Origin of the sequence: Mesorhizobium sp. M1252 (assembly GCF_040318265.1) — a bacterium.
Taxonomy (GTDB): Bacteria; Pseudomonadota; Alphaproteobacteria; order Rhizobiales; family Rhizobiaceae; genus Mesorhizobium.
The window spans coordinates 99446-124718 of the sequence record NZ_JAMYLX010000005.1 but is presented as its reverse complement, the minus strand read 5'-3'; the positions used below and the strand labels follow the sequence as shown (position 1 = coordinate 124718).

At 59.8% G+C, this 25273-nt stretch carries 8 protein-coding genes and 2 pseudogenes; 2 read left to right on the top strand and 8 right to left on the bottom strand.

All coding sequences use genetic code 11. The features are described 5' to 3' along the window. Positions 1-162: 162 nt before the first annotated feature. The 3 genes from NKH22_RS12310 to NKH22_RS12300 all read right to left on the bottom strand — a co-directional run bounded on the left by NKH22_RS12310 (position 163) and on the right by NKH22_RS12300 (position 16039). Positions 163-852: a hypothetical protein gene (locus NKH22_RS12310; RefSeq protein WP_352909635.1), complete on the bottom strand. Its 690-nt coding sequence runs from the start codon at positions 850-852 to the stop codon at positions 163-165. A gap of 90 nt (positions 853-942) precedes the next feature. Continuing rightward, positions 943-6453: a hypothetical protein gene (locus NKH22_RS12305; RefSeq protein WP_352909633.1), complete on the bottom strand. Its 5511-nt coding sequence runs from the start codon at positions 6451-6453 to the stop codon at positions 943-945. Position 6454: 1 nt separating this feature from the next. Beyond that, complete coding sequence (locus tag NKH22_RS12300; protein ID WP_352909631.1) at positions 6455-16039, bottom strand: hypothetical protein; 9585 nt, start codon at positions 16037-16039, stop codon at positions 6455-6457. A gap of 697 nt (positions 16040-16736) precedes the next feature. On the opposite strand from NKH22_RS12300, the pseudogene NKH22_RS12295 reads away from it, so the two are divergent. After that, positions 16737-16973 (top strand): annotated as a pseudogene (locus tag NKH22_RS12295) (hypothetical protein); the annotation flags it as partial. Between the two features lie 955 nt (positions 16974-17928). On the opposite strand, the gene NKH22_RS12290 reads toward NKH22_RS12295, so the two are convergent. From NKH22_RS12290 to NKH22_RS12280, 3 genes are all read right to left on the bottom strand, one after another. Next, positions 17929-19701, bottom strand: coding sequence for a recombinase family protein (locus NKH22_RS12290; protein WP_352909629.1), 1773 nt, complete (start codon positions 19699-19701; stop codon positions 17929-17931). Between the two features lie 470 nt (positions 19702-20171). After that, complete coding sequence (locus tag NKH22_RS12285; protein WP_023686247.1) at positions 20172-20627, bottom strand: helix-turn-helix domain-containing protein; 456 nt, start codon at positions 20625-20627, stop codon at positions 20172-20174. A gap of 7 nt (positions 20628-20634) precedes the next feature. Continuing rightward, positions 20635-21315: a hypothetical protein gene (locus tag NKH22_RS12280; RefSeq protein ID WP_352909627.1), complete on the bottom strand. Its 681-nt coding sequence runs from the start codon at positions 21313-21315 to the stop codon at positions 20635-20637. A gap of 135 nt (positions 21316-21450) precedes the next feature. Between NKH22_RS12280 and NKH22_RS12275 the strand changes: the two genes are divergently transcribed. Beyond that, complete coding sequence (locus NKH22_RS12275; RefSeq protein WP_023699715.1) at positions 21451-21693, top strand: helix-turn-helix domain-containing protein; 243 nt, start codon at positions 21451-21453, stop codon at positions 21691-21693. A gap of 85 nt (positions 21694-21778) precedes the next feature. Here NKH22_RS12275 and NKH22_RS12270 read toward each other — a convergent pair whose 3' ends face one another. Both NKH22_RS12270 and traA read right to left on the bottom strand, forming a co-directional pair. Next, positions 21779-21994, bottom strand: a complete 216-nt coding sequence (locus NKH22_RS12270) for a helix-turn-helix transcriptional regulator (protein ID WP_023669907.1) — start codon at positions 21992-21994, stop codon at positions 21779-21781. Between the two features lie 129 nt (positions 21995-22123). After that, positions 22124-25170: pseudogene (gene traA / locus NKH22_RS12265) on the bottom strand (Ti-type conjugative transfer relaxase TraA). Positions 25171-25273 lie beyond the last annotated feature (103 nt).

Below are 25273 nucleotides of genomic sequence, written 5' to 3'. Positions count from 1 at the left end.
GATATCGGCCCCTGCTCCAGGAACTCCTCAATTTCACTAGGAACGCCCTACGCTTGAGACTTAGCACAGCCAGACACGGCGCAAGCTCTCCCCACCCAAAATCGCCTTCATGAAACTGGCAAGGCAGACGGGGCCCGGTGGGATCCGAGGAGCGACGCGAGATCACTGTTGTGAAGGTTCTCCAATACTCGGCTTTTCCGAGTCTGGAACCACTAACCTCGTTTCAAAGCCCGACGTCTCGCCGTCTTGCGGAAAAGGATCTTTGAGCCCAGCCGCGACGCCAAGCTCGCATGCCGCATACCCTCCAGGAGGGGTGGTCGGTTCGTCCTTCTTTGCACGCATCTCTGCCCCAAGCGACTTTTTGAGATCGTATATGGCAGCAAAGGCCAGCGATTTCAGGTCTTTTAAGAGCCGCGCAGCCTTGCTCGCCCCGATCGCAACCTCTGATCGACACATTACATAGTAAGATGCATCCCTTAACAATAGAAGCTTCTCATAGTTCTTTTCACTCAGAGCACACGACGATTCTGGTCTTTTTTCACTTATCGGCAGATATTTCAGTCTTACATGATCTCTTCTAATCTGTACCATTTCCCCATAATATTTATTTAAGGCAACTGCGATGTGTGATTTACTGTTTCTTTTCTTCGCGTTTGCGACTGCCGAATTAATCTCGGCAGAGCGCTTCTTTGCATACGCATCTGACGTCAGATCGGGCTGTGTACATACACTCCAATCGATTACCATCTCCTGCGCAAAGGCACTTGCGGTCCAAGTCGCCATAATTAGCATTATACCGATCTTAAAAAAGTATATTTTTGCCATCTTTGCGAGAATTCTGTTATTTGACATGATTATCTCCCTTATCTTTGTTCTTTTCTACTATCCAACACGCCTTCACGGTCTCCACACGATTTTCTTATGCAGTTTTCATGTTGGCTTTCACTTTGTACCTGGCCCCAGTTTTGGAACATCTATGCTGCAAGCGTAGAGTTCCTTGTGACTCATGAATTTGGACTCTGTTGAGCCAGGTTGAAAATAGGCCTCAGGATAGCTTGTCGGCGGCCGGTAGGCACGTTCGGCAACGTGAACCGTCAGGTGAAGATTCGGGTCGAGTAGGGCTTGGCGTGGCAGAGTGAATGTCCCGCGCCACGTGTCTCCTAAACCGGACGCCCGGACCTCAAGCCCGGACGCCAGTCGGCGAAGGTTGGTCCCGTGAACAAGCCCTTGCAGATCAAATCGCATGCGGGTTTCTACCCTTGCGTCGGCACCGTCGGGTACATCGCTCGCACTGTCGGGTGATGCTGGCCCTTGCACGGTCACGGTCAATCGCACCCGTGCCTGGTCTCCGGGATCAGGCACAAGCTCCAGACTCGTCTGGCGACGGGTCTGGATCTGCAATTGGAAGGGATCGCCCGGAAACGACACTTGCAGGTCAGCAGGTGCATGCTCCTGGTAGCGGACCACGCCCAGGCGCAGGAACGGCATGACCATTTCGCCGGGGTCGAGCGCAAGATCGATGTACCACTGCTCACGGTCGACGTCGAAGCGGGGCTCATAGGTTAGTAGATCCACATTCAGATATCGCTTGCGCCGTTGCGTCTTGGTCTCCGTCTGCTTACCTTCTTGCTTGTCTACCTCGGGGATTGGCATCGCCACCTTTGCAACAAAGGCGGCGTCGGAACGCCGGTGAGTCGCGGTCCCGGCCTTGGAATCAAACTCGAAGTCGCAAAACACGTCGTTAGGAACGACCCAGTCGCGCCAGCCCCTCTTGGGAAACGCCTCGGTGGGGTCAGAACCCCAGCGCGTGATGTAGTCCGCGGCGCCGGTGAGGAACCGGTCCTCAAAGCGGTAGAGTGACATGTAGTCGGCCAATCCCTCAGACGGTGGTGAAGCATCCAGCGAAGGACGTTCGTACAGGCTTTGGGTACCCAGCAACCCTCGCTTGAAACTGCGAATGCGCACCCGCGATAGCCGCGGCCACAGAACGATGCCGAGCTTTTCACCTTCGCCGGAAGAGAACCAGGGCCGCGCAAGCCAAAGCCGAACCTTGGTCACACGCTTGCGGATGATCTTTGGCAGGTCCGGGGAACCAGCAATGGTTGTTTCCTCGTCAATGACGGGATGAGCCTGCGCCGCGGCCACTGGAACGGCGGGTGCCGCGGAAGCGGGCAGCCAAATACTTTGCGTGAACTCGTTTGGCCCTTGCTGGGGCGCCAGCATCGTATCGGCCGAAGGCAGGGGGATGCCAGCGACATGCTCTCCGGACAGAATGCGAGACCGCCTCACAAATGCATTTGCGTGGCGCGAGATAGCTGTGAACTTAAGTCTGACTTGGCGGGCGCGGGTATCGCCGAAAAGCGGATGGATGTCAGTGACAATGTCGCGCGGTTCCCCCCCAAAAAGAGCGTGCAGCGAAACCCAGGAGGCCTTGTTGGGCTGGAGTCCTTCAATGCTCGGCGGCAAGTTGGAGAACCGCGCCCACAACTGCTTACTGGTTGGTAGCTCGACGCGGCCGTGTGGCGAGATCGAAAAGCCATAAACGTCCAAATCCTTCGCTTTGCGCTGAAGCCCCGTCGTGCGATCAAAAATCGGGTTCACAATGCCCCTGTTGACGGCATCCCTGGAGCGGCTTCGCGTAACGTCGTCGAAATCGGTGCCGAAAGGGGCGATCGCCTGGGCAGTGATTTCGATACCGCTGGTCGAGGCAAGGTCAACACCGAGGAACCCGCCGAGATCAACCTCGTTGGCGTTTTCTTCCTGAGCCTGGGCGCTCCAGGCCGGAGGCAAAGCCGCCGGGAGATCGAGCAAGATGGACGGGCCAAGGTCCGCCGCCGCACCGCTGACTGCGCGGCGCATGGCCAGCATCGGTCCGTCCGCGGTCCTCGCCACATCGAGGGGGCGCGTTGGCCGCGTGGTGGCGTGAGCGATGATGATGCTTCTGGTTTCGGCCAACTCCGGAAGTGGATGGGTTGAAAGCTCTTTGTGCAATCGCTCCGCAACGGCCAATAACCGCGAGGGGTGGGGCGCATCCATGCCCATGATGCCGCAACCACAAAGTCTGTCCAGAAGAGGCGCATTGGCAAGACCGGGCAGGCAGTCGATGGAAGCCGTGGTGTCGACGAGTTCGCTCCACTGTTCCAGTTGGATTGGCGATGGCACCGACCACAAATCCAATGTGCCGCTGAGGCCTGGCCGGATGTTGACCACGACGCGCCGGCATTGCCGTCCCGAAACGCTCACACGCACATTGTCTTTGTACTCTATGACCGGCCGATTGGCATCCTCGCGGCGGGTTATTTCCAGCGCCACCGGGACGACGTCGGGCCAGATTTTCGGATCGACGAACGGCACCGAGAGGCACTGGACGCTTTCGCGGCTCATCGGTTCGGCACCGGTGCGGAATCTGATGACCAGGGTTGCGGCCATCGGATCAGGATAGAATGGGATCATTCGACCTTGATCGACCGTCTTGTCTCCAATCGAGGCGAAAACTGCGTCCCCGGAGGGTGACGCCGGCACTGGATTCTCCAGTGTCGGATCGGCCTCGGCAACGCGAGCCCAGGTCCTTGCCTTCGCAAGCCACTCCTGCCCATCGTCAAAGGCCGCATCGATCGTTGCGGTTCTGTCGGAAGCGGACCCGATCACCTGGCGCAATAACGGGTAGCCGCCGAAGCCAGCGTCGCAGTGGACGTCTCGAAGACCGTCTCGCGGACGAAGCGCTTGGCCCGGACGATTATAGGCACCGGGAAACAACGGCACATTAGTCACGCGCGCTACAGGAAAGGTTCCTGCGGAGCCCGGAAAGCACCGAGGGCGCACATCGTCAAAAGCGCCATGCTTCTCGGCGGTTTCAAGACTGACCAGAGGAGGCAGAACGATCCGGGTGATGACATCGGATCCGAGCCTTGCAGCAACTTTACCCGACTCATCGAGCCGACTGCGGAGTAGGACCTGCCCTGTCGTTTGCGGTCCGAAATCGGGACCGCCCGGCTTCCGATAAGATGCCACCACGGCATCGGCTTCCGCTTTTGGAAGCAGCACCTGAGGAGAAGCCACCGGCTCGCTGCGCAAGTAGCGCCGTCCTTCAGGGGGCGTATCGCCGACCCTGCGGGGCACGGTGGCCTCAGCTATCGCGGCGAACCGCTCGGCGGCCTCCGCCGGCGTCAGCGTCCCGCCGCCCAGATAGACCGCCGAAAACCCGGCGGTTATCGGCATGCCAAATCGTAGTGGTAGGACACCGGCATTGGCCTGTTCGGGGCTGCCCAGTTCCAGAAGGGATATGTCTCGGTCGAGAAGAAAATCGTTGGACGTTTCGTCAAGCGTCTGAACATTTTCAGCCAATCCAGTCTCGACGCCCATCGGGTCGCCGAGGAAGGTCAGTTCGGCGGCGTCGACGGCCGCGACCAGCACGCGCTCGCCTTCACTGGTCAGGTCGAAAATGCGTGGCGAAGTGCGGTCGACGCTTGCCTGCGCCAGTCGTCGGGGGGAGTCGGCGCTATCAGGCCCATCCCTATGCCCGGGGTAAAGTTTCGCTATCAGTTGGTCGACATCGATCTTGCCCCCACGCTGGTCACGGCGGGGCAGATAGGTTACGCGTTTGCGCGTCTGGATGTGCCATTGATGGAGGATCGGCCCCTGCTCGCCCGATTTTGCGCGGACAGCGAGCATTGGTAGGCGACCCATCGACAGGTCTTCGGCATCGAGGAACGTCAGGCCGCAGGTCAGTTGTAAAGCTGCGTCTGATGTTCCGATCAACTGGGACAGACGTGGGGCAGCGCTGAATCCCACGACCGACAAGCCGCCGGACCTCAGGCCAGACTTAGCCCGCTGGACAATACTAGACGGCGGAGCATCGCCTGAGAGAGCCGCAGCCGACAACAGTCGGTCTGCGCGACTATCCACCTCTCGCGCCGCAGCGCGAAGGTCAGCTGAAACCAGTTCATAGGCCGGAAAAACAAGAGCCGCCATACCGGCATCCGGGGTCGGATCGCCTCCGACCGGCGAACCACCCAGGAGATAAATGCCGTCCTGCTGATGCAGCACCGAGCGGGCCTGATCCATACCGTATTTTGACTGCTCCAGGATGAGTTCGTCGCGGCTTGCCGGTAGAAACGACAGAACCTTGGTACGGTCCTTGTCGAGGCGTATCTTCGTCAGCGTCCAGCGTGAAAATTCATCTGCACGCTGGCAGGTCGAAAGATCGCAGCCAGCTATCCGCACGAAGGCAAAGATGCCACCGTCAGCACCGACTTGCCGTCCTTTCAGGCGCTTCAATAGCTCACCTGCAGGCAGCTTGAAGTCGACGAAGAAACGGAAAAGCCTGCCAAGATCAGGCGATTCCTCAAGCGCTGCGATCCGCTTCATCGCGGACGCCGTTTGCAAATCCAGATTGCCCTCGTCGGTTGCGGCTCGCCCCTTGGCTTTGCTCAGATCCAGGTCCGGCGGCGGATCGTTGGGGTTGTCACGCGCGTCTTTCTCATTTTTTTCGAGGGCATCGAGGGTTCCGGAATCGAGCGCCGCGGCAAACAGGAAGAACTGCCGAAGTTCAAATAGCCTTTGGTAAAGCGCTTTTATCTTGTCATCAGCCACGACCTCTTTGCCGACGAGAACGCACGTCAATCCATCGATAAGTTTGTTCAGCGTGGATTTGAGCAGCGCTTCAGCGGCAGCCGTGGCGGCGGCCTCCACTTTCAGGGTTCCGACCTTGCGTGACTCGGCGCACGCGGCCTTCATGCGTTCGAGGACCTTGAGCGCATAATCTCGCTTCAATTTGGTCTGGGTAATGTTCAGCTTTGGATCGGCCGACTTACCGTCATCCTGCGGTTGATCTGTGGGATAGATTGCCGCAAGATCAACTTTATGGGAGGCTTGCAGAAATTTCTTTGCAGCCTCCCACGCGACAAGCGCCAGTTCGTGGCTGCGCTTGTGAGGTGCCCCGGCCAACGCCAGTTGAGCTGTCTCAATCGCCCGTAGCATCTTTGTGAGCAGGACCATTTCTCCCTGCCGGCCGGAAACGCAGATGGCTGAAGGCACCTCACCCGGCTTCTCGGTGTCTTCCAAAGACTTGAGATCTGTGTGTAGTTTTTCCCAGCCGATGCCGGGTGAGACCATGAGTTCTTGCCATAGCTCTCGCGCGGATGCCGGATCCGACCGCCCGGGCCATGTGGCGAGCGCAACCTGCTCGCCGGGCTCACAGGTCGCTGGCGCCGAGGGATGAGCGTCAGGAACCGGTGGAGGAAATCGAAGCTCGAGCCGCGGGGGCCGCCTGACAAGGCTCTGTTCAATGTCCGAGGGCCAGGTGTCGAGGCGTGCGGAGCCCTCTTTGTCGGTTTTGATCGGCCGCAGCGCCACGGTGACGCGCAGATCCTCGCCCAGCAAACCAGACGGAATCGTACGAGCGAGGATATCTACAGGATAATTGCCAGTGTCTGGTTCGGTATTGGAGACCATCTTAGTATCCTTCCGGCCGCAGCGGGCTGAAATAGCGCTGCCAGACGCGATAGTTGAGATCCTGGCGGACAGTCGAAACTGAAATGCGCGCCGTGCGTCCGGTCGCGGATGTGGTCAGTAGAGCGCCGCTTGCATCGGCGACATCGTAGGGGAGTTGGTCGGTCAGCATGGCCTGCTGCTTGCCAAAGCCCTTGGACTCCTTCTTGAACACCGTGACGGCAAAGCTGACCTTGGCAAAGCCGATCGAGAAGGAGTAGCGAAAGACCGCCGAGCCAAACATGTCACCCGCACCCGTCATGCCGGTCACCACCGTGAGACTGGCCGAGATGCCGAAGATGGCCACCCTGCCAGAGCCACCAGCGAAGAAGTCACCAGCGATCTCTGTGAAGTGACCGACCTTGCGAATGAAGACACCTACGGTTACTCGCCCGACCATGGTCAAAGGACCGTAGGTTACGCCGCCGCCGCCGCCGAAGACGAAAGACGCATCGAAGCCGGTGATGCTGCGGCCGTCGGAGGTCAGCTGGAAATGTCCGCCCCCGCCCCACACTCCCGCAATGATGACGAAGGGATCATCGCGCGATGACAACGCCGCCACGAACTGGGCTGGACGTTTGTCGAACGGCAGCACGGCGCCAGCCGACAGGCCGACATTGAGGAACGTGACCCCGCCCAGCGTGAAGGCCGGTATGCTAATTCTGTATCCAGCTTCGATGCCCGCAAAGCCTTCCGCCAATCGAACGTAGGCACCGCCAGATGACTGACCCAACGCGGCAGCGAGTTTGTCGACGAAAGACAACGCCGGCCCTATGCGATAGTCGACAAAGTCGATGGCGAAGTGGGCTTCGCCTCCCAGCTTCCATGTCAGGCGCGCTGCGGAAAAGATGAGGGTGATGGCGTCGAAGCTACCGAGCAGCTTGATTTCAAAGGGTGAGAGCAGCGCCTCGGCCGAGGCATCAAAGCGAGGATTTTCAGGATCGGAGAAATCGATCGAGTTGACGGATCGCATCGTGAACCGTCCGTCGCCAATCGGGTTGAAGATGGCCGCGCTTGCCGGAAACTTCTGCAATGGTACGGAATAGTCCAACTGCGTGGTGATACGTGTTGGCAGAAGCTTGCGTAGCTCGTCCTCGATAATCTTGTGGACATTTTGGAAATCCACCAGAGCCGCGAAGTTGGCATGAAGGACCTGGTCGATTGTGGTGCGCAAGTTGCCTACGATCTGCACCGCTGCCAGGTTGTCGCCGCGGCCGGCGCTTGCCAGCCTTTGCAGGGCCGCAAGTCGCTGCGCGGAAGAAAGCCTTGTGCCATCCTTATCCTTGCCAGCAAGCGCCGTTGCCAGTTCCAGCTCGTTTTCGAGCTGGTCATGGGGCATCGTGTAACTTGCCCGAAGCAACCCGATCTTGTGGTCGAGCCGGTTCTTGGCGGTCCCTTGCGTCTCTCCTACGGCTGTCAGCAGCAGAGCAGGTAGAAGTGTCGTGTCGTTGACCTCGCCCGGATCAAGCTTGAGGAACTTGAGCATGTCGCCGATCGTTTTCGCGATGCGCCTGTTGTCGGCGTTGAGGGTCCCAAGCAATTTGTTGCGCTGGTCACGCATCGTCTTTGCGACCTTCTGCAGGCCGATCATCGCATCGGTCACCGGCCGTGCAGAGAAGACTTGATCCAGGAGCCAGGACTCTGCTTGGTCTGCTGCTTGATCGACTTCCGCTTCAAGCGCAGCAATCACCCCGGCTGCTTGGGCTACCGCCTCGTCGCGCAGCCTGTTTCCGGCTTGAGAGCCGACCGACAAAAGGGTGGCGCGCAAGGTGGCAAGGTAGGCGTCGCCCGCATCGAGCTCGAGAGCCGTACGAAAATCAGCCGCTACCTTGCTCATCTGGCCGATGGATTTCGCGCCGTCAAACTGATTTGCGGCCGAGGACACTGACGCCAGGAATTTGTCGATAGGGAGAGTGTCCGGCAGATTGGTCAGATCGTCGGCCATGCGGGCAACTGAGTCGGCGACCGGCGCGAGGAAGGGATATCGCGCTGCGGTTTCAGCGATCTGCTGCCGGGCGTCCATCACCCTCCTGATCATCCGGGGTGCAGCCGCCGCGACTTGTCCTGCTGCGGCAGCAGCGACATCCTTGCCAGTTGCAAAGACACGGGTTTTGGCCTCGATGAATTCTTCCTGGACAAACTTGCCGAAGGCAGTTTCCATTGCCTTCACCGCATCCACGGCAATCGGCTCGGCGTCGCTTGAGTCCTGTTGCAGACCGAGCGCCAGCTTGGGGAGCGCTTGTGCGTCGGCGGCCCATTTGGCGGCAAGGTCCTGGAGAGCGTCGACGCTTTGCACGATCGCCTTTGGCCATGCCTCCAGCAAGGCGGACAGTTCGCCCCGCGGAAAGGTTTGAACCACCTGGTGATAGTTGTCGACGCTCGGCTGCCGGCGGGCAAGTTCTATTGCACGTCGTGCGGTAGCGGCCGCTTGCCCTGGCTTCGGCAAAGGGGCGGGCGTCGCCGGCTCGCGCCAGCCGGTCATTGTCATTCTGGCCTGGGTAATTGCTGTGGCGGCACGCACCAAAGACCGGTGCGCCTCCTCCACTGCCTCGCCATAGACATCGAACAACACCGGGGCCCATCTGCGGGCAGCCTGGTTCTGCTTGCGGCCGAATTTCCTTGCCGCCTCGGCCATCGCGGTTGTCAGTTCGACAACCAGTCGCCTGATCCGGCCGAATGGCTGGCTCAGCCGATCGGCGCTGGCAACATTCAATGCCTTGACGATCCGGTCCAGCCGCCCTTGCAAATCGGCGGTCAGTGCATCGATTTCGGAGTCAATATTGCTGGTTGATGCGGCCAAGCCCGCAACGAGCTTTCGCATCTTGTCAGCCGTTCCGCCTTCTCCAATCGTGACCGTCAGATCATCCAAGGCGGCTCCCGCAGAGGTTACCGCCTCGGCAAGCGCGGCCGGCGGATCAAGGCCCACGGACTGCTCAACGAACATATCGGCCAAGTCGAGCACGGCGCTATAGCCGTCAAGTATCGTATCCAGGACCGGCTTCAACTGATCCGCCGCAGCAGCGGCAAGCTCCGCCATCGCCTTCTCGGCCGCGCTACCGAACCTTCCTTGCAGAAAAACCCGATCGATTTGGCGTAGCAGCTCGATTGCAAGCGGAATTTTGCGGCTGAAATCATGCTCTGCGTTTATCTGCTGCAGGCTTTGTTGCAGTTGGTCCTTTGATGCCAACAGTGCCTTGGCATCGCAGCCGAACAGCGCTCTTGCCGCCTTGTCGGCCAGACGCGCGACTTCGTCCTTCGCGTTTTTGATGATGGGGGTCAGCCTGCCTTCTTCTTCCTTTGCAAGAAGGCGCGCTTCGTCGGAGTTCGCATTGTCGGTGAGTTGTTTGAGCGCTTTCGTGGCCGTCTCGGCTTCAGCGAGACGATCCTTGATCTGATCCCGGAGCATCAGCACCTGAGCCCAATAGGCGCACGCCTCGGCGTCCATGGCATTGAGATAGGATTCCAGGCTACCGCGAATCTCGGCCAGGGTCGGCGATGCCTCCAGAGCCTTGCCAAGTATCTGCAAGCCCTGCAGCCGCTTAAGCCGCTCCAAGAAGCCCGCGAGATCGGTCGGCGGCGCCGGGCGGAACATCGCATCGAGGAAGCCTGTGTAGACCACATCCACGACTTCCGAAACAGCCTTGTCCAGTGTCGCGGCACCCGAACCAGGATCAGGCAGCGTCATGACCGCGGCGATCGCGGCGACAATCTGTGAGCGCGTGTCGGGTTCCTCAAGCTTTTTGGAAAGCTCCATCAGCGCAGCCTGCTGCGCGGCAGCAAGAGGCCTGTCTAGATCAGGCGGGTTCTTGAGAAGGCTGCTTAAGGATTTCTCTATGTCGTCGATGCCCTGCAGGTCGGCCAGGATAACGCGCTGCAGTTCGAGCTTCAGCGGCGAAACCGGATCGCGGCCGGCTTTCTCGAACGCTTTGACGAGCGACTTGCCCGCGGTAACGATGGCAGTAAGCCGGGAGGCCGCTGTCGCAATATCGCGGGCTTGCTCAAATTCACGCAGGGAATTGTCCAGTGAACCGATCGCGCTGCCGATATCAGGATAGACGCGCCGCAGTTCCAAAGCCCCGTTACCAGCTTTGATCGCTGCAGCGTTGAATGCCCGCTCGACCTCCCCCAATGCCTTGCGGATCGCCGGGATAACTTCGTTCCTCACCGCAGCGATCAACGTCTCCGCGGCGCCGCCGACATAGTCCTTCACCTCACGCACGCTTGGCACGGCATCGGCAAGACCGGTCAGGGAGTCGTTGATCAACTCCCTTAGCTTGTATGACCCGAACACAGTCATGTCGGCGTCACCAAGCACTTGGTCCAGGAGCTTGCCGACTGACATGGGAGAAGTATCGGCGTCAACGGCCTGAGACGCGTTAGGCTGCTGCGAGACAACGCCTGATGCGCGCGAAGTGGAAGACGTGGACTGATCGACACCAAAGTCTGGCGGTGTGTTGCGATACATGTCTGAATCGGTTCCGGGCAGCTCCTTATCGCGGCTGGTGGTAAGTGGCCCCTCCTTGCGCGCCACCAGAAGCAAGCGGCCAGCCGGGCGCCCGATCGCGCCAACACGGTCGCCCCTTGCGCCCACATCGAGAATGACCTGATTAAGAATACCGAGAAACGGCTCGGGACCGTTCGCCGGGCGCGTCGGGGCCGCGAACCCTTTCCTCAAATAGTTTGCCTCAAACGCCACTAGGCATTCGCGGCCCTGCCGCTCGCCCAGCAATCGACCGAGCCGGTCGAGGCGGATTTCCGCAAACTGAACCAGGGGATAGAAAGGCGGCTGGTCGCTCGCAAGCAGAAGGGGGGAGAAGCCGTAGTTAGACCTTGCCCGCAACGTGGAACCGCGGGCAAGTGTCAGCGGATCTTTGGCCCCTGCTTTTCGCGGCTCTCCAGGCCGCCCTTCCACGCCGACAGCCCAGGCCTGGGTCTCGTAGCTTGTTTCTCCTTCCTCCAACGGTTGCCCGTAGCGCCGTGAAGCCCCGCCTTGATCGAATACCCTGAGGCTCCTGCGGTCGAGCTTGCTATCGAAGAACCGGTGATCCTGGCCCGACGGTTTCGGCCCCTTCAAGGTCACAACCGTGTCGGAGTCGAGTTGATTGTAGTAAGTGATAAGGGAAGCTAGGGTCTGCTCGTCGTTTGCGGCCTCGTTGTCGACAAAGATCATTGGCAGCCGATGGGCCTGCGCCAGCCCGTCAATCTGAAATTCAAAAGGAACCTCGGCGCCTTGGAACGGGGCCGTGCGCGGCCAGAAGACTAATCCGCGGCCTCCATCAAGTGAGACGCGTCCATTGGGAAGGACTTTCGCGGCTTCGTTCGAAGGCACCGATGGCGATCCTGGCAACGGGTCGACGAGGTCGGGCGTCTGGCCAGTAAGGATGCGCATTTCGTCGACGGGCCAGGCGCGGCCGGCATCTGGCTGATCATACCAATCTGTCTTTGAAGGCTCAGAGCATCTGATGAACAGTCTCTGCACAAGATAGGCGGTCGGTCCGCGTTTGTTGCCGGCCGGCTGTAGGTAACGCCGCTCTGTCAATTTCACGAGCGATGCATGGTGACCAAACGGGAACAGATACCCCTTGTAAACCAGTTCGACGACGCGGTCGCGCCCAAGCACGGCGAGGTGGCGCCAGCTTTCAAGCGTAAATGCGGGATAGAGATTGCCGCCGTCCAACAGATCGGCCGACACCGGTGGCTTGAACTTCGTGTGAAGATCAAGCGTTCCCCCTAGGCCGGTCAAACGGAGTTCACGGAAGCTGAGGGATCTTGGAGCGTAGATCGCACTGCTATCCAGCCGTGCAACCTGCTGACCGTCATCCCCCAGAACGGCCTCAAGCGCAACGTCGTTGAACCCATATCCGTCAGGCGGCGAATAGGAATCGCCGCCTTCGATTACCTGGTTGGTCTTCGGGTCGATGCCACGCTTTACCAGAATGCCGGGGACGGAGGATTCAGCTACGATCTGGTCCCGATCATAGGAATCCATCGAGGCACGGAACTGACGCTCCTCCTCCGACACTGTCACCGGAACCGCGTCGATGATCTCTCCCGCACGGCGACGCAGACGAGGCGCATACCATGGCGCGGCCGCTCCTCGCGTCGGCGGTCCATTCTGGGCATTGAGCAGTTCAGCCGCGCGTTTGTCCCGGATATCGATCGGCTTGGCCGAATCCACCCTGTCTCGGCCATTGAGGAAGCGCTCGGGCCAAAAATCCTCTGACCAAACGGCCCTGAGCAAGGGATCCGGGTTCGCAGGTTCAAGCGCGACCGACCAAAGCGGAAGGCCCTTGGAAGGATCACTTGGGTCTGGGGGAAGGGATAGGTCCAGGTCAATCTGATGTGGAAGAATCCAGACCGCATCCTGGGCCGGTGACAACTGCAAGCGGAATGGCAACTCGATCGCTGTCTCGTAGTCTAGCGGTGAGCGGGCGGAGGCAGCATAAACCTTGTCCATCCAGCTCAGTGCCGACAGATCAAGCCCCGGCTGAAAGCCCTGCAAACGCAATTGCTGGCCGCGATCGACGCTACGAACTATATTGCCGCGGCTGTCGGCTTCGCGAACCGTCTGGGCACGCAGGGGCACCACTTGGTCGCGGCGATACCAATCCAGCAGCTCGGCCAGGGCAAATTGGGCTTCTGGTGCCTCGTCTCCGCTTGCATCGTGGCGCCTCGACCACTGGAAAACGAGCCTGCTCGGACCCGAAAGGCGGGCGCGGCTGCGCTGCGTGTAGGGCTCATCGACCTCTCCCGTGAGGTCGACCATGCTGTTGATCACGCGGCTCAACAAATCCGACACCGGGTCATTGGGACTGCGGCCGAGAGCCCAGCGAATCGAGGCGAAATCGGAAATTTCCGCGAAGCCCGCCTCCGAAAGGCGGCTGCGAAACCGTTCGGCCTGCCGCCTCCAGCGCGTGCGGAACTCGGCGTAATCAGGTGCGATCTTCTCCTTGGCTAGACTTGCATCGCGTTGCGCCTTTACGTCGGCCCATTTGCCTTCAAGCAGCGCTGTAATCGCCCTATCGGGAGGCGCCGGGGCGAACCAGATCGTCCCGGCAATGTTGCTGCCCCTGCCCCCCACGACGTCCACTATCGTTCCATCAATCGTCGGCAACAGGCCGGGGGAAATGGCATTGCCATAGCTGCCGTCGACCGAGATCAGTCGCTCGACCAGCTTGGCTCTCAGGATGACCTGAAGGTCCGACTTGCGGAGATCCCAGGCAAGGCTTGCCGCATCGGGATCCAAGTCGTCGGGTCCCACATAGATTTTCTGGTCCTCGGGAAGACGGCCGACAACAGGCGGCCAGCTCGATTTGGCATGTTTGTCGTAGGTTTCGGCAAAAGTCTGGAAATCCTTGACGCGGTCTACCAGCCGAGGATCGTAATGCTCTAGTTTTGCTTTCAGGTCCTCGTCGACCTTTGAGCCGAGTATGCGAGCGACCTCTGCCGCCAACTTGCGGAGAGCACCCGAACGCACCTCGCGCTTTTCGGAACGCGAACCAGTTCGAAGAGTGGCAAAGGCATCGTGCACCTTTGCGGGCCACTCGCCTGCCAGAAAACCCGCGAGTTTCTGGAAGTCGATCGACGGCAGCCCGCCGGCAATCGCATCGCGGCGCGCGAAGGCCTGTTCGGCCATATGTTGCGGACCGAAATCGGCTCGCAACACGGCTTCCTTCGGATACTCTATGGGCATGAGGTCCGATGGCTTCGCCACCGGGTCAGGGTAGACGACAAAACCGCCGCCGACGGTATCCGAGCGCAACCTAAGATTGGCCAGCCGGAAGTCCAGCATCAGCATGTCGCTTGCGCGGCGAACCTGGACCAGTGCCGAATCGAGCGGAACATCGAGGCCCGGCAGCCCGTCTGCTCCCGCGGCGGGAGCGTCCAGGAAGATATGGCCAGCGCGGCCCGCCTCGGCCTCATCCAACCCGCTCGGCAACCCGATGTTGCGAAGGCGCAGAACGGGGGACAAACCTGGATCCACGACGGTGACACGGCTGAACATGTCCAATCCTGGCTCAGGCGCCAAGGAGACGGGTAGGTCGGCCAGCGACGCTCGCAACGCCAAACTCTCGACCTTTGCGCGAGACAAAGTTGCGTTCAGAGAGATGCCCGGAAGCCGCCTCGTCTCGATCGGCTTGTCAGCAGTTTGGACCTCAAGCGCCAACCAGCCGAAGGCTAAACTAAACACCTGTCTTGACTGATCGTCAGCGGCGACACGCTCCTCGGATTCGGTGGTGACACGAAGTTCGTCGAGATCCAGCATTCGGCTGGCCGGCGTCGGCGGGATGTCGGCATCAAGAAGCCAGTGCCCATCCTTAGCGGAGCGCAGCCTAAGCGCGCCCTCGCCTGGATCGAACGTATAGTCCATACCGCAAAGGAGCCTGCCGGCGCTTGTGACGCTAACTGCAAATGTGCCCGACAAAACCAAATCGGCCGGTCCTGGGTCATCCCCAAATCCACCGCTGCGTTTACCCAAGGTGTCCCAAGTAGCTCGGGCGTCGTCCCCTGTGATTGATAGGTAAGAATTCTTCTCGCCCCGGATCGAAAAGCGGGCCTGCGGCAATCCGACCCGGCCGTTCGGCATGGCAAGCAAGGAGGACTCTGGAAACGTACCTTTCGGGGACGGCTCATCAGATCCGACCTCTATGAAAAACTGAGACTTTGTAGGTTCATCGGCGCTCTTTGCCGGGATCTTGCTTTCCTCAGCCACCGCCCGCCCCCAGCCAAAGCGAAGGCTGCGGAACACGATCATCGCATCATAGGCGGTAAGCCGGGAACTCGCATAGATCGGGCGCACACTCCAGCGCCATTCGCGGGCCTGGTTCGACCTATCTTGCGGGTCGCGCGGAACGACGCTCAGGACGGCAATATGATTGCCGGTCGCCTGTATTCTAGCACCTGTGATGCGGCTCAGCGTCTCGGCGACCCAGCCCGCCCCAAGGTCAAGCTTGAAACCGGCTTGTCCATCCATCACCTGTCCGAGTTCCACGCTGCCCTCGTTGCCAAAGCGGGCGGGTGGGAACTCAAGCCAATGAACCAAGTCGCGATGTACCCAAGCGTTGGTGCGAAGGCCAATCTGCCAAACCACTGTCTTGTGGTCGCCCGTGCCTTGCACATTCGCGCTGATTGAAAATGCGTAGGTGCACGGACCACCGACATCACCATTCCGATGATTGAACAGATCAACGCCGGAAACGGTGAGGGTCAACCGTGTATCGCTCGGAACCGGTTCGGACGGATCGCGCGACAGAATTGTGAGGCCAGACAATCTTACCTTTGGAGGTTCCGCGCCGGAAGCCACAAAGTCCGAACCACGGATAGTCAGGCTCTTCTCGCCCTTCTCATCGTCAATGGCCCGGCGCAGCCGCAAGCGGATCCCAGCCAAGTATTCGGGGCCATTTTGTCTTTGAACGTACAAGGTCTCTATGAAGAGAAAGGGATATGCGGCGGTCTGTGACTGCGCGAGAGCCGCCGCGCCCAGGACGGCACCGGCTGAGCAAAGAAAGCCACGCCGTGTCAGCCGCAGGATATCTCCGCCTTCAGCCATCGGTGCGCTCCGCAGAAGGGATCTGGGGGCGATTCAATGCTGCGAAAAAGGACGCTCCGGACGGAAGAGGGGCCCTACCAGGCCCGGCGCTTCGGCGTTCCAGGGGGTCTGTCCGCAATCCAGCGGAACCAGGCCAGGGTGGGGAAGGACTTTCTTCATGGCACCGGGGTGCGCCCTTGCGCGACGACTTTGCTCGACAACTGTCTTCGGCCATGTCTTCGATCCCCCGTAAAGGCTCGCCTGAACACGCATCGAAGCTCGAACGGAGTAAGCGATTTCGGCGCAATGGTATGTCGCGCGCCTTCTGCTTTCCTTGCTGACGATCGCAGTCTGGGAAAATGCCCGCGCTTGGCGAAATCAACGCAATCGTAGATCTCGCCGAACACCAATATCTACGCGACGGTCGGCCGGTTCTTACCGCCTATGACGGGTAAATACTTGCGATCTCTGCGCAATCAAGCATTGAATCGGTTCACCAGTGCCGCAATTTTTCTCCAAACCAAGCCGATTTGTACTCAGAGGTTACCCCCCAAGGATTGATCGTCTGCGATCCTTCAGCTTCGCAAACCCCCTCTAGCATTATTCCCAGCTAATGCTACACAGGTCAGTATTGGGAGTCGAGTCTGTTTGTCTGTTCAACAGGTAGCGCGTCTTTGATCGTGATGAACGGTGAAATGGTTTCTCCGAGCTATTCGGTTGGAGCAAACGTCAGATGGCCCCGCAGTCGATGCACGAAGACGACGGTTCATCCGTGGGGTGGGGCGTCGCAATTGGGACCTATGCGGGCGCGATAACGCCGGCGGTCGCCCGTCTGAAGGTCACGGCCGATGGCGCCATCTATATCGGTGTCGGAGGCCACGAAATGGGCAGGGCATCCGAACCGCACTTGCGGCGGCGGTCGCCAGCAGACTCGACGTTCCAGCGGAAAGCGTGACGACAATCATCGATGATACGGGAATTACGCCTTAACATTATGAGCTTTGCGCGGTGCGGGTATACGTTCGAACGTCTGCTTCTGCGAGCCAATCCTTCGATGCCGAGTTCGACGACTGCGCCGCCCTGGAAGCTCTGTCGGTCGGTGATTCCAGAACTGATTCGCACTCAATTGTTTTCAACGCAGCTAGGCCTTTGATTTAGCTGGTTTTTTCTTGCCTGCCGCACCGAAAGCCGACCCGTGGCCCGTACGACCGCCTCGTAAACTATTGGCGAATAACGATAATGGTGGGCGCTAAGGGACAGGATTTTCAGCGGAAACTCAGAGGATTTAGCGGCTGGTTCGCCGGCCCCTATCCGTCGTATGTTCTCCTATGGTCCGGCGGCCCCACAAACCAAGAGAAGGGATGAACCCTCCTCCCGGAGGAAATACAGCTCGTGCTCGTTGCTACGGCAACCCGCTCATTCTGAACGACTCCGGCGAGGCCGTTAAGCTAACGCGAGGCTAGACCACGCTCGGCGAGAAAATCCCGTCTCGCCGCGTCTCGCGCCAGCGCCTCAACGATTCGCTTCACCAGCTCATCCTTGTGAGGGCCGGCCAGATCGAGGATGGTTTCCACCTCGACCCCATCGGCCGTAAAGAATCGAACTTGGGTTGCTTTTTTCGCTCGCGCCAAAGTGGGCCCACCGACTGCGTTTGGGATAAAAGCAGCCTCGTACAAAGGCAATATGAAATCGAAAAAGGACGCGGCAGATCTCTAAGGCATTCGCACGAATCTCCGCTACCCTGCCGCTGCTTATTCAGCCCTATCCGGCAATCGTCGGCACCCACCTGATCCCTGAGCAAACTGTCCTTTTGGCACGCCGCTGCACGCCTTCGCCGCACGCGTGCGTCGCAGGCATTCCGGCGTTGAGTTCGATGGGCTAAGTATCGTTGCAAGCGAGCTAACCATTCGTCACGCGCAAGATGCCGGTGCGTTGGCCGAAAAGCCGGGATAAAATGGAGATGTTGCGACGCAGTAGCCAGGAGACCTTCGACGCCACGGGGTGGCCCCTCGCCGGGATAGTGGCGCGCGAAGTTGGGGTGAAGCCGCGTAGGCTAAATCTCGAATGGACAGGGTTTGGTAGCGCCCTCCCGCTACCACCATTCCCCCCGCTCGTTTGACGCCGTGGGGGAAGGCACCCTCGCCCAAGAGTGCCGTTAACCGCCCAGCGATTTCGACTTCGACTCCGCCGATCCTCGATGGATCTCGAAACACCGTGACGGTTTCGACCAAGTCGCGCATTGCCTCTGCACATTCGGAATCGCCAAAAGCAATGCCCTTAGCAAGCCCGGTCCGAAGTTGGTTTAGTTGTTCCTCGTAGCGAGCGAGCACCGCAGGGTGCAGCGCGATCACTCCCGTAGCGGCGGGCACCCGATCCAACTCGGCTAGAATGCCCTTACGCTCTTCATTCAGCGTTGTTGATTGCGGTCCCAGCACGGCTGGGTCGCCATAGCCCTTGGCAATGGCGTTGACCAGGCGCTCGATCTCCCGAGTTAGTTCTTCAAGCCGTCGCTCCAAACGGCTGCGCCTGGCATCGGTGTCGGCTGCCAAGCGCTTCCGTTCTTCGTGGTAGGTCTGGACGTACTGGGCAATCACTTCGGGATGGCGCAACTCGGCGGAAAGGCCGTTCAGAACTGCAGCTTCGACCGTATCCAAATAGAAGGTCTTGGGATCGGCGCATGTTCCGCTTTCAGTCGCGGCGGAACAGCGGATGCGAATGCGCTTGGACTTGTCCACGCCTTTCGACGACATTCCCGCACCACAGGCACCACACCTCAGGAGCCCCGTCAACATGTGCCGTGGTCGGCGCTGGTGGCTTGGATGAGTGGTTGCACGCGCCTTCTTGCGTGCTTGTGCTGCGTCGAACAGGTCGGACGGAACAATAGCGAGGTCGGGCACTGCGACTACTCGCCAGTCACCCTTGGGATTTGGGCGCGAGACACGTTTCCCCGTGTCAGGATCCTTGATCATTCTGACCCTGTTCCAGATCAGGCGGCCAGCATAAAGCTCATTGTGAAGCAGCCCCGTCCCTCTCTGCACATTTCCATTGATGGTGGAGGCATTCCAGGCACGACCGCGAGGCGGCGGTATGCGGTCTGTGTTTAGATCGTGAGCGATATCGCGCGGGGTTTGCCCTGCGACATACTCTCGAAAGACACGACGCACGATTTCCGCTTCATCCTCTGCGATCATCCGCTTCCCGGGATCGCCTAGTACGTACGAATAGCCATAGGTCAGACCGCCGGCGTGAAGCCCTTTGTTGACTCGGCCGGCTTGACCCCTGCGGACTTTGTGAGCGATGTCCTCTCGGTATAGCTGGCCAACGAGACCGCGCAGGCCGACCAAGACCGTGTTCACCACGCCTTCGTGAACGGCACGAATTTCGATGCCGAGAAATGAAAGGCGTTTGTGAATGCCCGCAAGGTCTTCCATGTCGCGCGAGAGCCGATCAAGTGCCTCTACGACGAGCACGTCGAATTCGTGCTCACGCGCTTTGTCCATGAGCTGAAGTAATCCGTCACGGCCCAGGACGGAGCCACCGGAGCGTGCTCGGTCGTCAAACGTTGCGACAACGTTCAACCCCTCACGTTCTGCATATGCTCGGCACAAAGCGAGTTGATCGTCGATTGATCGCTCATTTTGAAGGTCGGTTGAGAAGCGTGCGTAGATCGCGGTTCGAGTCATGATAAGTTTTCTCGGCCTGTTCACGCTCGTGGTCTTCGCGAGCCGCTTGGCGCGCAAGTGCTTTTGCAAGGCGCAGAATCGCTCTATCAGGCGCTCGGAACAAGGCCCTTTTTTGGTGCCTCACAACCATTGCGAGTAGCGCTCGCTACGGATCGGCTGGGCTTCTGCTGAAAATAAGAATGCGCGGCTTGGTTCGATCCTGCCGAGATCATGATCTTGGTCCATGTCTCCCAGATGCGCGCATGCAGGAGATGAGAAAAGCCATCAAATTGATTAGTCGCAGAATTGGATAGCAAGGCGTGCTTTTCGGAAATCCGTAAGTCCCAACCTCAAGCCGCAAGCTATTCCGGGCGGCTCTGGAGAAGCTCTCAGGCATGTCTGGCGGGATCGCCTGACTACACCCACCGCCGTCTTTCCGAGGTTGTAGGCAACAAGTGGCGCGGGCCCTCACGACCTCCTCAACCTCGTTTCTAATACTCGTCTGGGCATTGCACAGGATCGATTTCCTTTCCCAATTCAAAGAGCAGAGACGACACGCGGTTGCGCACACGCGGGGGGAGTCGCATCAGCCTTTCGATCAAGCGTCTGCCTTCCGCGCTGGCGATGAATCCCAGGCGTTCGTCTACGGTCAGGAGCGGAGCGGTTGCCTCGCCATTGCCCGGCAGACCATCGAAGAAGCGGCTGACAGGAACATCCAGCGAGCGGGCGATTTCGTAGAGCGTGGAAGCGCTGACGCGGTTGCGCGCGCTTTCGTATTTCTGGAGCTGTTGAAAGCTGATGCGGATCGCACGGGCCAGTTGCGCCTGCGAGACGTCCGACTGGACTCGCAGAGTCGCGATCTGCCTGCCGACGTGACGGTCGGCCGGATGGGGACCGACCTCACCGTTAGGTGCCACACCGCTTTGAAAACGATCCAAGATTTTCATCAAGGCTTCACCTGCTCTGTGAGTTTTGCTGCTTTTCTGAGCTTGGGTTCGTCGCAACGTCTAAACGGTGAAGACGGACGAGGTCATTCAGTACCGATCGGATGTGCGGCCAGGGAAAATCGTCTGGATGTTCCCAGTGCTCACCGTCACGCAGGATGACCTTGAGCTTGGCCAAAATGCCATCGATGGACGTGGCCGCTGTCTGCGGTAGATCATCCAGAAGTGCCCCTTCGACTGTTTCCGATTTTCGGATCAGTTCGTCTGTTCTCGAATAGCCGATCTCAGCATCAGCAGCGTCCCAGCGCGCCTGGTGTGCCACGAAATCCGCAAGCGCCCTGCCCCATTCGACTTCATTTTCAGGAGAGTGGGCATCGTTCAGGCTCTCGATGGAATGGAGCGTCACGTCCGTACCATCGGCAAGCCGCACCTTGGCGCAGGGAAAGCCAACTATCCTGGCGAGGTGTGTCTCCAACCGCTGCTGTTCGCGGCACAGCGCCAGTGTCTCATCATGGATTCTTTGCCAGCTCCCACACAGACGAAGAGCAGGATCGGCCGCGCTGCCGTCCGTCAGTTCGCCAGCCAGCGATTTTGCCTGGAAGGGCCATGCCGCCGCGCCCGTGGCCGTTCCCGTCAGCAAGCGCCGCCGGGTGATGAAAAACAAATTTATGCTATCGTCGGAATCATCCATGATCCGAGCTCCAAACAGCTTTGCATGGAGTGATACAGCCAAACGCTTTGGCGGCCTCAGTTAAATATCTGAATTTAAGATAACTGAAAATCAGATATAAAGGAAGCCCCCATCTGAGTTCAGATGAGGTGATAAGTGGTCGATACACTCGGTACGAATCGGCACAAAGCTTTGATCGCGCTGCTGATCAAAAACCGTGAAGCGGCAGGCCTTACGCAAGTTGAGTTGGCAACCAGGCTCGGCCAATACCAATCGTTCGTAGCTCGACTAGAAAGCGGACAGAGACGTGTTGATGTCGTGGAGTTTATAAACCTCGCCGAGATTCTCGGTTTTAGCGCTCCGTCAGCCATCAAGAAGCTATCGGAAGTAACAGGTTGAGCGATGGGAGCGTGTGACCGCGCTAGTGCAAATTGACAATTTGCAGAACCGGCAAGGAAGCCCCCAGGTTGTTGCACCTACCCGTTCAATCGGACCTCTTCACCTCAGCCTTCGACCCCCATCGAATGGGATCCTCAACCCAGCGGTTGATCTCGGATTCATGCCACCCGGCGCCATTGGTGCTGATCCTCAGTTGAGCCGGGAACGTGCCGTCGGCGATCTTGCGATAGATTGTCGAGCGGGACAGGCCGGTCCTGGCGAGGACTGTTTTGAGACGAACGATACGATCCGGCTCGGACATAGCTTGCGTCCACCTGAATGGTTGTAGCTGATTTCTGTTGGGACAGACAGGACGAACCCATGCCGGAGGCAATCCGATTTTTCGCTTCATCCGCCTGTAGCGTGAAAACGGTGGCAAATCGGAGGGGTGTCAGAGCCCAAGGCCCCGCCCCTTTCCGATGCCATGGCTGAATGCCAGTTCCACACCCAGACGCCGGCCGGATTCGACCTCGATGCCAAGCGCCTTCTTATGATTGGCAAGCATGGATTCAAGCTGCGGATCGCGTTCAAGGCTCTTGGCCATATCGGACATGGCCGAGCGCGTTGACTTGTAGCCGGACATGTCGCCGGCCTGATATTGCTCCCGTCCCGTCCGATCGAGCTTTTGCCAGCGTTCGACGAAACGGTCGGCGCGGCGGCCTGGATCGATGTCCATCCCGGTGCGGATTTCCGTCTCAAGCTGGAGAGCAAGCACGATGCGGCGGACACGGCCAGCCCCCGCCTCGTGGACAAGTTCGGGATTTTTCACATAAGCCGCTTCGGCATCGCGCCAGCCAAAGGGCCGCACCTTCTCGAAGGCCCTACGGGCATCCCTCAACTCGCGCATCTGCTCGGGACTGCCCAGCCCATCCGCATCTCCGTTGTGCGATATCGCGTCGATAGCGCGCGCGTGACGAATAAGCGCCTTCGTACGAGCGCTGCGCAACGCCGCTTCCGCGTCCACCGGCACATTCGCGCCGCGTGGCACTCCGGTGGCGAGATTTTCTCTGCCGGGCGTCGGGTCCGCATCTCCGATCCGTACCTCTACACTCTCCCTTCCCGGCCCAGGTCCACGTTCCTGCATGGGCACGGCGTCTGCGGGCGAGCGCAACCCGTCGAGCAGTCCGCCTATCCTGTCGCGCAGCTTCTCCGGAACGATCCGGCGCACGATCTCGACCGCGCGCTCGCGGAACGTGATACCGCGCCGTTCGGCATAGTGTTGCGCCGAGTCGACCTGCTCGTAATCCGACGCCATGTCTTTGGCGCGGTCCCGTGACAGCGTCCGGACGAGGCGTTCGCGGGTCGTGAAGTCATCGCTGCCGTAGTGCAGGTCCATTCCGTCTCGATGCCGCGACAGTGCGACGTAGCTGCCATGCGCATCCATGCCCGGTGTGGCGAGCACATGCGTCCGGTCGACGGTCATGCCCTGGGCCTTGTGAATGGTCGCGGCATAGCCGTGGTCGATGTGGGCATAGTCTTTCAGATCGAAGCGCACGGATCGGCCGTCGTCGATTTGAACCGTCATCCTCTGATGCTGACCTCTTCGATCACGCCGAGCGTGCCGTTCTTGACGCCAAGCGCGCGCTCGTTGCGCAGGAACATGACACGGTCGCCGCCGGCGAAGGCCCTTGCACCGCGTTCCACATCCACCTGAACCTCGTCGCCGAGATCGCCGGCAGCGCGCATGCGCTCGCGCGCTGCCTGGTTGAGCGCGCTCAACTCGTTGTTTGTGTGGGTGAGGATGATCCGGCTTGCCTCTGGATGCGCCTGCCTGTCGCGATCCCAGCGCTCGACGAGTTCAGCTCGCGCCTCGTCGCGCGTTGCAGCCTGATGCACCATGCCTTGCGCATCGTAGGCGCCGATCGCGGCGCCGATCCTGCCGGTTGCCAGATCGCGCGTGGCATCGCGCTGCCAGTCCTCACGCTGCCGGCGGACCTGACCGATTTCGACGCCGCCATGACGCTCGTGGATGGAACGGAACGCGGCGCCGGCCTCGATCGCCTGCAACTGCTGCGGATCGCCGACGAGTACGACTTTTGCGCCAACGTCGGCGGCATGGGAAAGCACGCGCTCCAACTGGCGCGTGCCGACCATGCCGGCCTCATCAATCACCAGGACATCGCGAGCTGTGAGCAGATCGCGGCCCTGTCCCCAGCTATGCTCCATACTGGCGATGGTGCGTGATGAGATGCCTGATCCGCCTTCCAGATTCTCGGCGGCAATGCCGGAGAGTGCGGCGCCTCGAACCTCGTAGCCCGCCGCTGCCCATGCCTGGCGCGCAACGCCCAGCATGGCGCTCTTGCCCGTTCCGGCAAAGCCGACGACGACACCAAGACCGTTTCTATCGGTGATATGCGCCAGCGCATCGGTCTGCTCGCTCGAAAGGACAAGCCCGCGTTGCGCTGCGCGCGCCAGTGCCGCCTCGCGATGTGCCTTACTCACCGCGTGTCTCTCGTCCAAATCGATACGCTCCGCAGCGCGGTGAAGGCGCTGTTCGGTGTCGATCATCTGCCGAGTGGTGAAGCGATCTTCGCCACGTCCGTCCTTGCCGAGTTCAATCAGATCGGGTGCGTTGCTGATGGCTGCCACGACCGCGTTGAACTGCTCCACTCCGTCGCTGTGCCGATGCGAGAACTTCGCAATGTCCTTTCGGGTGAAAGTCGATTGCTGATGCGTGATGGCATCGAGCGCCACGGATGGATCGGCAATGATGCGCGCACCATTGTTGCGCGCGATGTCGCGATGCAGTTCGGCGCGATCTGCTTCAATGTCGCTAGCAGCAAGGCCACTGCCCTCAATGCGCTGTGCTGGCGCACCAATCTGGGTTTGCGGCTCCAGTGAAATGCCCTGCGCTTCCAGACTGCGATGATCGATGTGCGCGTCGATGTCGAGTTCGGCCAGGCGTTCATTGGCCAGCTCCGCCCATCGCTCGCGCCAGCGCTCAACCAGCTGGGTAGCATTCCAGTCTCGAACCTTGGCGCCAAAACCATTCTCGTCCACGGCCCGCATGGTCAGCATGACATGAGCATGCGGCTTGGGGCTTCCATCCTCTGCGCGGTCCCAGTGCACATTGAGATCGGCGACCATGCCCCGGCTTACGAACTCAGCCTGAACGAAGTCGCGCGCCAACTCGATGCCTTGCGCCTGGCTGAGTTCACGCGGGAGCGCAAACTCGACCTCGCGGGCAAGTTGCGCATCCTTCCTCACCTCGAACGCCTCGACATCGTTCCAAAGCCGTTCGCGGTCGCGCCAGGCCTCCGGTGCATCCTCCGGCAGCATCACCTCGGAATGAACGACACCGCGCTTGGCGGAGAAGTCGTGGCTGCGTTCTATCCGCTCGTCACTCAGCCGCGAGGCCGAGCGGTAGGCGGCGGACGCCACAGCGCTTGAGCCTGCCTTGCGGCCAATGACCTTGACGTGAAGATGATAGATCGCCATCGCGACCAGATCATTTGCACGTCAAAGCCCACGTCGGCACGACGTATAAGCGCGCCCTCCCTCGAAAAAATCTCGGGATGGACCAGCCCGTCCCGGGCTGTCT